Here is a 12,408-nt window from a genome sequence, read left to right as displayed (position 1 = left end):
CTGCCGCTTCGCGGCGGTGCGGGGAGCCCGCCGCTCCTGCTGCCGGAGCTCCTGGTCGCCGGGGCCGCGATCGAGCCCGACGGTGTCGCCGTGGACTCGGAGGGCACGCGGCTGTCGTATCGGGACCTCGACGCGGAGTCGAATCGGCTGGCGCGCTACCTGATCGGTGCGGGGGCGCGGCCGGGCGCGGCGGTGGTGATCGCCCTGCCGCGTTCGGCGCGGTCGGTGACGGCCGTGTGGGCGGTGGCGAAGACCGGTGCGGCGTTCGTCCCGGTGGATCCGACCTACCCGCGCGAGCGCGTCCTGCACATGCTCACCGACTCGGACGCCGCGCTCGGGATCACCGCGGACGCCGACCGTGACCGCCTGCCGGACTGCGTGCGCTGGCTGGTGGTGGACGATCCCGGCTGCGCGGCGGACCTCGCCGCGCTGCCGGCCGATGCCGTCGCCGACGCGGAACGGCCGAGTCCGCTGCACGTCGACGACGCGGCGTACCTGCTCTACACGTCGGGATCGACGGGCCGGCCGAAGGGCGTGAGCGTCACTCACCGCGGCCTGTCCAGCCTGCTCGCCGCGCAGCGCAAACGCTACGTGATTCCGGCGACGGCGCGCTGCCTGCACGTGTGCTCACCGAGTTTCGACGTCTCGGTCCTGGAGCTGCTCCAGGCCGCCACCGCGGGCGCGGCGCTGGTGATCGCGCCGCCGCGCGTGTACGGCGGCGCCGACCTCGCCGGACTCCTGCGCCGCGAGCGGATCACCCACGCCTGCATCACACCTGCCGCGCTCGCCACCGTCGATCCCGACCGTCTCGACGCTCTCGACGTGCTCGTCGTCGCGGGCGACGCCATCGGTCCGGAACTGGTGGTGGACTGGGCGCCGGGACGAACGATGCTCAACGGATACGGGCCGACCGAGTCGACGGTCCTGACGACGATCAGCGCACCCCTGGTGCCCGGGGCGAGGGTGCCGATCGGGGGACCGGTCCGCGGCACCGACGTCTTCGTCCTCGACGGCTTCCTGCGCCCGGTCCCGGCCGGCGTGCCCGGCGAGCTGTACATCGCGGGAGGGGGACTGGCCCGCGGATACCACCGCCGGGCCTCGTTGACCGCGGAGCGATTCGTGCCCGCCCCGCGCGGCGCGCCCGGCGACCGGATGTACCGCACCGGTGACGTCGTCCGGTGGTGGCCGGACGGAACGCTCGACTACCTGGGCCGCAGCGACTTCCAGGTGAAGGTGCGGGGACTGCGCGTCGAGCTCGGGGAGATCGACGCGGTGTTTGCCGCTCACCCGGCGGTCGGGTTTGCCGTCACGGCCGCGCGGCAACGCGACGCCGGCGACCCGATGCTGGTGACGTATGTCGTGCCGAACTCCGCGGACGGCGTCGACGTCGCCGACCTCACGGACTTCGCGGGCGGGCGCCTGCCGGCGTACATGGTGCCGACGACGGTGGTGGTACTCGGCTCGGTGCCGCTCACCGCGGTGGGCAAGCTGGACCGGGCCGCGCTGCCCGAGCCGGATTTCGCCTCGCTCACACCGCGATTCCGGGAACCGGGCAACTCCACCGAGGCAGGCCTGGTCACCGTGTTCGCCGAGGTGACCGGTGTCGAGAGGGTGGGGGTGGACGACGACTTCTTCGCGCTGGGCGGCAACTCCCTCAGCGCGACGCGGGCCGTGGCCCGCATCAATCGCGCGCTGGAGAGCAGGATCGGGGTGCGGGACCTGTTCGAGTGCGGGACCGCGGCCGCGCTCGCGCCGCGGTGCTCGGCCACCTACGCGCTGCCCGACGGCGGCCTTCGCGCGGGCGTCCGGCCCGACCGCATCCCGCTCTCCTTGGCACAGGAACGCATGTGGTTCGTCAACCAGTTCGACCCGGCGTCGGCCGCGTACAACGTGCCGATGGTGCTCCGGCTCTCGGGCAACCTCGACGCGCCGGCCCTGCGGCGAGCGCTGGTCGACGTGGTGGAGCGCCAGGAATCGCTGCGGACGGTGTTCCCCCCGTCGTCCGCGGGACCGTCACAGGTGACGGTGCCCGCGCCCGGCGTGGTCGGCGACCTGACGCCGGAGCCGGTCCCAGAAGATCGGGTGTCCGCTCGCATCGACGAGATCGTCCACGAAGGATTCGATGTGGCACACGAGGTTCCGGTGCGGGTGCGTCTGCTGCGCACCGCCGCGGACGACCACGTCCTCGTGCTGGCGGTCCATCACATCGTGGCCGACGGGTTCTCGATCGGCCCGCTGGCTCGTGACGTCGCGACGGCGTACACGGCACGAGTCGCCGGCGGCGCACCGAGCTGGCTGCCGCTGCCCGTCCAGTACGCGGACTTCGCCGTGTGGCAGCACGGGGCGCTGGGGTCCCGGGACGACCCGGACTCGCGCATCTCCGGTGAACTCGACTGGTGGGAGGAGCGTCTGGCGGGGGCGCCGCCGGTGACGGGGTTGCCGTTGGACCGCCCGCGGGAGATGCGGCGCTCGACGCGCGGGGGACGGGTCCCGCTCTCGGTGGATCCCGGCGTCCACCGCCGGCTCGTCGACCTCGCCCGTCGGCACGGCTCGACGGTGTTCATGGTGGTGCACGCCGCGCTCGCGGTGCTGCTGTCCCGAGTGGGGGCGGGTCGCGACGTCGTGGTCGGAACCCCGGTCGCCGGGCGCGGCGAGGCCGAACTGGACGACCTGGTCGGCATGTTCGTGAACACCCTGGTGCTGCGGACCCCCGTCGATCCGGCGGCATCGTTCGGCGCCGTGCTCGACGGGACACGGGATGTGGACGTGGACGCCTTCACCCACGCCGACGTGCCGTTCGAACGGCTGGTGGAAAGGTCGGCCTCGGCGAGGTCGACCTCGTACGCGCCGCTGGTCCAGGTGATGCTCGAGTTCCGCAACGTCGACCGCCCCCGCGTCCGGCTGCCGGGGCTGACGGCCCGGGTACTCGATCTCGAGATGGGCGAGGCGAAGTACGACCTGCAGTTCGGGGTCGGGGAGCGGTTCGACGACGCCGGGGTCCCGGCGGGACTGACGGGCGACGTGCTGTTCGCCACCGACGTGTTCGACGAATCCTCCGCGACGGCCCTCGCGGACATGTTCGGACGAGTGCTCGCGGCCGTCGCGGCGGATCCCTCCGTCCAGGTCGGGGACATCGACGTCGCGGGGGCGTCCGCGTGCGAGGTGGCGGCGGAGTTCGCGAACCGGCCGGAATCGGGTGCAGCGGTGGAGGGGACGCTGCCGGATCTGTTCGCGGCAGCGGCGGCCGCCGATCCGGACACGATCGCCGTGGTCGACACGGGCGCGCGGATGACGTACCGCGACCTCGACGAGCGTTCGAACAGGCTGGCGCGCTGGCTGATCGATCGTGGTGTCGGTCGGGAGTCCGTGGTCGCCGTGATGATGGGGCGTTCGGCAGACCTGGTGGCTGCCCTCATCGGGGTCGCGAAGTCGGGGGCGGCCTACCTGCCGGTCGACCCGTCGTATCCGGCGGCGCGAATCGAGTTCGTGCTCGAGGATGCGGCACCGGCCTGCGTGCTGGTCGACGACAGTGTGCCGCCCGATCTCGTGGACGTCGGCGTTCCCGTGGTGCGTCTCGACCGTCCGGAGACGCGCGCACAGCTGGACGCTCGGGACGCCGCGCCGGTGACCGACGCCGACCGAACCGGCCGCCTGCACGAGGATTCCGTTGCCTACGTCATTTACACGTCCGGTTCGACCGGGAGGCCCAAGGGCGTCGCGGTGACCCACCGGAACGCGGTGACCCTGCTGACCGGTGCCCGGACCGTGCTCGGCTTCGGCGACGCCGACGTGTGGACGATGTTCCACTCGTTCGCCTTCGATTTCGCGGTCTGGGAGCTGTGGGGGGCGTTGGGGTTCGGTGGCCGGTTGGTTGTCGTCGACCACGACACCGCGCGGTCCCCGGCCGCGCTGCGGCGCCTGCTGGTGGCCGAGTCGGTGACGATGCTCAGCCAGACACCGTCGGCGTTCCGTCAGTTCGCGCAGGCCGACGCCGAGGCCGACGACGGCGTCCTCGCGCTCCGCTGGGTCGTGTTCGGGGGCGAGGAACTGGACGTCGCCCGCCTCGCGGGATGGGTCGAGCGGCACGGCGCCTCCACACCGGCGCTGGTGAACATGTTCGGGATCACCGAGACCTGTGTGCACGTGACGTGGCGGCTGATCGACGAAGAGACGGTCGTCGGGCCGCGCCACATCGGATCGGTGATCGGCTGCGGGCTTCCCGGGGTGCGGGTCCGGGTGCTCGACGAGCGCCTGCGTCTCGCACCGGTCGGGGTGGCGGGCGAGTTGTACGTGTCGGGCGAGCAGGTGGCGCGGGGATACCGGGGACGACCCGCACTGACCGCGGAACGTTTCGTCGCGGACCCGTTCGTGGCGTCGGGCCGGATGTACCGCACCGGTGATCGGGCTCGCTGGACCTCGCACGCCGAGCTCGAGTTCCTGGGGCGCAGCGACTCCCAGGTCCAGATCCGGGGATTCCGGGTCGAGCCGGGGGAGGTCGAGTCGGCGCTGTCCGCGGTACCCGGTGTCGCGTCCGCCGTGGCGCTCGCGCGGCCCGGGCCCGTCGACGGTGCCGCGCGCCTGGTGGCCTACGTGGTCCCCGAGTCCGGTGCCGACCTCGATCCGGCTGCGGTCACCGAGGCCGTCGGCCGTCGGCTGCCCGGATACATGGTGCCGTCCGTCATCACGGTCCTCGCGGAGTTCCCGATCACCGCGCACGGCAAGCTCGACCGCGCCGCCCTCCCCGAACCGCGACCCGAGACGGGCGGTGGCAGATCACCCGGCGCCGGAACCGAATCCGTTCTCGCGTCGCTGTTCGCGGAGATCCTCGGTGTAGAGGCGGTCGGTGTCGACGACTCGTTCTTCGGGCTCGGCGGCGACTCGATCATGTCCATTCAGCTGGTGTCGCGGGCCAAGGCGGCGGGGGTGACGTTCACGCCGCGCGACGTGTTCGAGCGCCGCACCGTCGCCGGCCTCGCCGAGGTCGCCGACCTCACCGACTCCGAGGGCGTCGTCGTGTTGCCGGAACTGCCGGGCGGCGGCGTCGGGGACGTCCCACTCAGCCCGATCATGCGCTGGATGGTCCAGCGTGGTGGCGACTTCCGTCGCTACTCCCAGTCGGTCCTGCTCGCGGTGCCCGCCGGGCTCGACGGCGACACCCTCACGCGCGCGGTGGGCGCCGTCCTGGACCGGCACGACATGCTGCGGTCCCGGCTGAGTCCGGACGCCCGCTCCGGGTCCGGGTGGCGGCTCGAGGTGCGGCCGCCGGGGGCGGTGCCCGCCGCCGCGGTGGTGCGGCGGATCCCGGTGGACGCCGTCGCCGGGGCGGACCGTGTAGCCCAGGGTGCAGTGGAGGAGGCGGCCGACCTGCTGGATCCCGAGTCCGGCACCATGATCCAGTTCGTGCACTTCGTCGGCGGAGACGCGGCCCGGTTGCTCGTCGTCGCCCACCACCTCGTCATCGACGGGGTCTCGTGGCGGATCCTGATCCCCGACCTCGCGCTCGCCGCCGCGCAGGCCGCGGACGGTGCGGAGCCGGACCTGCCGGCGGTCGGCACGTCGATGCGGACCTGGGCGGACGGTCTCGTGCAGACCGCGCGGGACCGCGCCGTCGAGCTGGGGCTGTGGCGATCGATGCTGCCCCGGACGTCGGCGGGACGCGCAGTGCGCGAACTCGATCCGTCGACGGACCTCGCCGGCACCGTCGAGCGCGTCGAAGTGCAGCTACCGGCCGACGTGACTCGGGGCCTGACGACGACGGTGCCGCGCGCGTTCCACGGCGCCGTCGACGACGGCCTGCTCACCGCGCTGGCCCTCGCGCTCGTGCACTGGCGTCGCGGCCGCGGCGACGACAGCGACGACGTCACGGTGGCGCTCGAGGGACATGGCCGGGAGCCCCAGGCGGTACCGGGCGCCGACCTGTCCCGCACGGTGGGGTGGTTCACGTCGATCTACCCGGTGCGGCTGGATCTGTCGGGCGTCGACGTCGAGGAGGCCCTCGGCGGTGGCGCCGCCGCGGGTGCGGCGGTGAAGGCGGTCAAGGAGCAGCTGCGCGCGGTACCCGACCACGGGATCGGGTACGGCCTGCTCCGGTACCTGAACGGCGAGACCCGGCCCGAGCTGACCGGGGCGCCCGAGCCCGAGATCAGCTTCAACTACCTCGGGCGACTCGACGGCGCCCCCGATCCGCGCGGAGACGGAAGTTGGCTTCCCGTAACGGAGTCCGGACTGCACGATGCCGTCGCGGCGACCATGCCGGTGGCATTCGCGATCGACGTGAACGCGGTGACGGTGCCCGGTCCGGACGGCCCGCGGCTCCAGGCGACCTGGGCCTTCCCGCGCCGGGTGCTCGATGCCGCGGACGTGGAACGGCTGGCGCAGGGGTTTGTCGTCGCTGCCCGGGCGGTGGTCGAGCAGGCGAGTGCGCCGGGTGCGGGCGGGCGGACACCGTCGGATCTGGATCTGGTGCACCTGGACCAGTCCGCGGTCGAGCGGTTCGAGGACCGGTTCCCGTCGCTGTCCGACGTGTGGCCGCTGACTCCGATGCAGCGCGGCATGTTCTTCCACGCCGAACTCGCGGATGCCTCGGTGGACGCGTACCTGGTGCAGCTGATCCTGACCCTCGGCGGCGACGTCGACTCCCCGCGCCTCCAGCGCGCGATCCGGGTGGTGCTCGACCGGCACGCGAACCTGCGCACGGCGTTCGTGCGGGCGCCGGACGGCGAGGGCGTACAGATAGTCCAGGACGGGGTGGCCGCGCCGTGGACGGAGACGGACCTGCGTGCGTCCACCGGGCCGGCGGCGTCGGAGCAGTTCGGTGACATCCTGGCAGCGGACCGCACCCGGCCGTTCGCCATGGCGACACCACCGCTGCTGCGAATCCGTCTGGTGCGCATGCCCGACGGAACGTGCCGGCTGATCCTGACCAACCACCACATTCTGCTGGACGGGTGGTCGACACCGCTGCTGCTCGCGGAGTTCGTCAGCCTCTACGCGATCGACGGCGACCCGTCCCCGCTGCCGCGGGTGCGTCCGAACCGCGACTATCTCGCGTGGCTCGCGTCGGCGGACCGGTCTGCGGCGCTGCGCGCGTGGACCGACGCCCTCGACGGGCGGGACGAGCCCACCCTGCTGGTCCGGGAGGGCTCCGCCACGACCAGTCAGTCCACCCCCTCCCTGGACGTGCCCTACGAGTTGGACGCCGCGGCGACCCAGCGACTGCGCGCCCTCGCGCGCGAGCGCGGAGTGACGCTCAACACCGTCGTCTCGGTCGGGTGGGCGATCGTCCTCGGGCTCCTCACCGGCCGCGACGACGTCGTGTTCGGCTCGACCGTGTCCGGGCGGCCCCCGCACGTGCCCGGTATCGAATCGATGATCGGACTGTTCATCAACACCGTGCCGGTCCGGATCCGACTCGATCCCGCGGAAACCCTCGGCGCGCTGCTCGACCGGGTGCAGGCCGAGCAGTCGTCCCTGCTCGACCACCACCACCTCGGGCTCACCGACATCCAGCGAGCGGCGGGACCGGGTGCCGGCTTCGACACGCTCACCGTGTTCGAGTCCTATCCCGTGCCCGGCGAGCTGTCCGCGGACACCGACATCGCGGGGATGCGGCTGACGGACATCGAGGTCCGCGATTCCGCCCACTACCCGCTGAGCGTGGTCGCCTCCGCGACCGACCGGCTCCGCCTGACGATGAAGTTCCGCCCGGAGCTCCTCGGGCGCACCGCGGTCGACGGCGCCGCCCACCGGTTGCTGCACGTCCTGCGCGCGATCGGTGACGACCCGGGTCGGCGCCTGGCCGCCGTGGACCTGCTGACCGCCGGCGAACGACGGATGCTGGCGCCGGTGCGGGGGGCTGCGAGGGGCGCCGCTCGTACCCTCCCCGAGGTCCTCGCGGACGCGGCCGCTCGCGACCCGGAGGCGGTCGCGCTGGTCGCCGACGGGCGCGAGCTCACCTACGCGGACCTCGACGCCCGGTCCAACCGGCTGGCGCGGGCACTGACCGACCACGGCGCGGGACCGGAAACCTATGTGGCGCTCGGTATTCCACGGTCCGTCGAATCGGTCCTCGCGATGTGGGCGGTGGCCCGGACCGGGGCCGCGTTCGTCCCGGTGGACCCGGACTATCCCGCCGAGCGGGTGGCGCACATGCTCGCCGACTCCGGTGCCGGCGTCGGGCTCACCGTCGCGGCACATCGGCACCGGCTGCCCGACACGCTGCCGTGGCTGACGCTCGACGATCCCGGATTCGCGGCGGACTGTGCGTCCCGATCCGCGGCTCCGGTGACCGATGACGAGCGCACGGCGCCCCTGCGGATCGACAATCCCGCATACCTGATCTACACGTCCGGCTCCACCGGCCGGCCGAAGGCGGTCACGCTGACCCATCGGGGCCTGGCGAACTACGCGGACGAGCAGCGGGATCGGTGTGCGGTGACCGCGGACAGCCGGACACTGCACTTCTCGTCGCCCAGCTTCGACGTCTCGCTGCTCGAGTACCTGCTGTGTTTCGGGGCGGGCGCGACCATGGTGATCGCGGACCGCACCGTATACGGCGGCGCGGACCTGGCCGCGGTGCTGAAGGAGCAGCGCGTCACCCACGCCTTCGTCACGCCGGCCGCTCTCGCCTCGATCGACCCGACCGGGCTCGACGACCTGGAATGCGTGATGGTGGGCGGGGAGGCATGGCCGCCGGAGCTGATCGCGGACTGGATGCCGCAGCGGCGCGTCGTCAATGTGTACGGGCCGACGGAGACGACGATCGTGGTCAACATCGAGGACTGTGTGCCCGGTGTGGTGCCGATTCCGTTGGGCGGGCCGATCCGCGGCGTCGCCGAGATGGTGCTGGATGCCCGACTGCAGCCGGTGCCGGCGGGTGTCGAGGGAGAGATCTACATCGCCGGCCCCGGTCTGGCCCGCGGCTACCACCGCCGGCCCGCGTTGACCGCCGGTCGATTCGTCGCCGATCCGTTCGGTGCGACGGGCGGTCGGATGTACCGCACCGGCGACGTCGGGGTGTGGACCCGGGACGGGAAGCTCGAGTACCGCGGGCGCCGTGACTTCCAGGTGAAGGTCCGGGGCTTCCGCATCGAACTCGGCGAGATCGACGCCGTGCTCGCCGCGCATCCCGACGTGCGGTTTGCGGCCACGCTCGGCCGCCCCGGGCCGGGCGGCGACACCGCCCTGGTGTCCTACGTGGCCGCAGTCGACGGCCGCGACATCTCCGTCGACGATCTCCGGGAGCGGTTGTCCGCGCACGTCCCCGATTTCATGGTGCCGACCTCGATCGTGGTGCTGGGCGACATCCCGCTCACACCGACCGGGAAGCTCGATCGCCGCGCGCTGCCCGATCCCGACTTCGCCTACACCGCGACCGCGTTCAAGGCGCCGACCAACCCCGTGGAGGAGGCGGTGACCGCGGTGTTCGCCGCCGTGCTCGGGGCGGACCGGGTGGGAACCGGCGACGACTTCTTCGAACTCGGCGGCAACTCGTTGTCCGCGACGCGCGTGGTCGGCCGGCTCAGGGAAACCCTCGGCATCGAACTGGGGGTCCGGGCGCTCTTCGCGGCGCCCACCGCGGCGGCGCTCGCCGAGCGCATCGAGCACGGGGAGGCGGGCGCGTCCGGGCGTCCCGTCCTCGAGGCGACCGAACGGCCGGACGAGATCCCGCTGTCCCCGGCGCAGCAGCGAATGTGGTTCATCAACCAGTTCGACCCCACCTCACCCGCCTACAACGTCCCGTTCGCGGTTCGCCTGTCGGGTGCCCTCGACGCCGAGGCCCTCGACGCGGCCCTGGCCGACGTCGTCCACCGGCACGAGTCGTTGCGCACCGTCTTCCCGGCAGGTCGCGACGGGCCGGTTCAGCAGATTCGCCCGGCGGCCGAGGCGGCGCCCGTCCTGCGACCGGTGCCGGTCGTCGACGAGCGTGAGCTGGCCCGGCGGATCCACGCCGAGGTGTCCGCCGGGTTCGACGTCACCGCCCGCGTGCCGGTACGCGGCGCGCTGTTCGTGCTCGGTGCCGAGGAGCACGTCCTGGTCCTGATGGCGCACCACATCGCGGTCGACGGGTTCTCGATGGGCCCATTGTCCCGGGACCTGGTCCGCGCGTACGCGGCGAGGGCGGCGGGCCGCGCGCCGGAGTGGTCGCCGCTCGCGGTGCAGTACGCCGACTACACGTTGTGGCAGCGCCGGTTGCTCGGCGACGACCACGACGTCGGGTCGGTTGCCGCGCGGCAGCTCGGCTACTGGACGTCGACGCTCGCGGGCGCGCCCGATCTGCTGGGGCTGCCCACCGATCGTCCGCGCCCACTCCAACAGTCGTTCCGCGGCGCCCGAACGGGTTTCGCGATCGAGCCGCGGCTGCACCGCAGGATCGAGGAGTTCGCACGGCGGCACGGGACGAGTGTGTTCATGACGGTGCACGCCGCGCTCGCGGTGTTGCTGAGCCGTCTCGGCGACACCGACGACATCGTGATCGGCACCCCGGTCGCGGGCCGGGGCGAACCGGCGCTCGACAACCTGGTGGGCATGCTCGTCGGCACGCTCGCGTTGCGCACCCGGGTCGATGCCGCGCGCTCGTTCTCCGATCTGCTGGCCGCCGTGCGGGAGGTGGACCTCAGCGCCTTCGGACACGCCGACCTTCCGTTCGAGCGGGTGGTCGAGGCGCTCGACCCGCCGCGCTCGACGGCGTACTCGCCGATCTTCCAGGTCGCGTTGGAGTTCCAGAACGACACCCGGGCCCGGCTCGACCTGCCGGGGCTGACGGTCGAGGGCCTCGCCACCCCCACCGGCGTGGTGAAGGAAGATCTCGAGTTCGTGCTCGCCGAGCAGTTCGACGGCTCGGGCGCCCCGGCCGGCATCGCCGGGAGTATCGAGTACGCGACGGACCTGTTCGACGACCACACGCTGCGCGGTCTCGCCGAACGGTTCCTCCGGGTCCTCGAATCGGCGCTCACCGATCCGGACAGCGCGGTCGGTGACATCGCGATCCTGCGCGACGACGAACTGCGCGACCTCGCCCCGGCCCGAGGTGGCGCCGACGCCCCGGAGCTGCTGATGCCGGAGCTGTTGGCCCGCGCCGGACACGATCCCGATGCGGTCGCGGTCGTCGCCAACGGCATCGAGGTGTCGTACGGCGAACTGGATCGGCGGTCGAACCGGCTCGCGCGGATGCTGATCGGCCGAGGCGCCGGTCCGGATCGCTACGTCGCTATCGGGGTGCCGCGGTCGCTCGAGTCGGTGCTCGCGGTGTGGGCGGTCGCGAAGACCGGGGCGGCGTTCGTGCCGGTCGATCCGAGCTACCCCGCCGACCGGATCGAGCGCATGGTGAACGATTCCGGCGCGGTGCTCGGAGTCACCGTCGACCGGGCGCGGAATCGACTGCCGGACGACCTCGACTGGGTGGTGCTCGACGATGCCGACACCGCTGAGGTGGTCGCGGTCATGTCGGACGCAGAGATCGACGACGCCGACCGGATCCGCCCCGTCCACGTCGACCACCCCGCGTATCTGATCTACACCTCAGGGTCGACCGGCGACCCGAAGGGCGTCGTGCTCACCCACCGGGGTCTGGCGAACCTCGCCGCCGAGGAGCGCACCCGCCTGGACGTCACTCCGGATGCCCGCACCCTGCACTTCGCGTCCACGAGCTTCGACGCGTCGGTGTTCGAGATCGTGATGGCGCTCAGCGCCGGAGCGACCATGGTGGTCGTCCCGCCGCACGTCTACGGGGGTACCGAGCTGGCGGCGGCCCTCGAAACCGGTCGCGTCACACACGGATTCGTCACCCCGACCGCGCTGGCGTCGGTGGACCCCGACGGGCTCGACGCGCTCGGCACGCTGGTCGTCGCCGGTGAACCGTGCCCGCCGGACCTGGTGGCGAGGTGGGCGCCGGACCGAACGATGCTCAACGCTTACGGCCCCACCGAGACCACGATCATGTCGAACATCAGCGGTCCGATGGTCCCCGGGGCGCCGGTCACGTTCGGCGGGCCGATCCGCGGGGTGTCCGAGCTGGTACTCGACGCGCGCCTGCACCCGGTGGCGTCCGGCGTGGTGGGCGAGCTGTACATCGCGGGGTCGGCCCTCGCTCGCGGCTACCACCGTCGGCCCGCGTTGACGGCCGGCCGATTCGTCGCCGACCCGTTCGGCCGGCCCGGCGAGAGGATCTACCGCACCGGCGACCTGGTCCGTCGACGGACCGACGGCGCCCTCGAGTACATCGGCCGCAGCGACTTCCAGGTGAAGGTTCGCGGCTTCCGCATCGAACTCGGCGAGATCGACGCCGTGCTCGCCGAGCAACCGGGCGTCGGGTTCGCCGTGACGATCGCACGCACCGGACCGGCGGGCGACACGCTGCTGTGCTCGTACGTGCGTCCGACCGGGAACGCACGCGTCGAGCCCGGGTCG

1 protein-coding gene is annotated in these 12,408 nt (G+C 72.6%); it reads left to right on the top strand.

Translation table 11 applies throughout. From position 1 onward, the window contains the following. Positions 1-12,408: amino acid adenylation domain-containing protein (locus ACFXGJ_RS21360; RefSeq protein ID WP_378624423.1), on the top strand; the 12,408-nt coding region annotated here is incomplete at both ends.

The organism is Rhodococcus sp. NPDC059234, assembly GCF_042754225.1.
Lineage (GTDB): Bacteria > Actinomycetota > Actinomycetes > Mycobacteriales > Mycobacteriaceae > Rhodococcus_G.
Note: the sequence above shows the minus strand (reverse complement) of the source record. Positions and strands in the feature narration are given on the sequence as shown.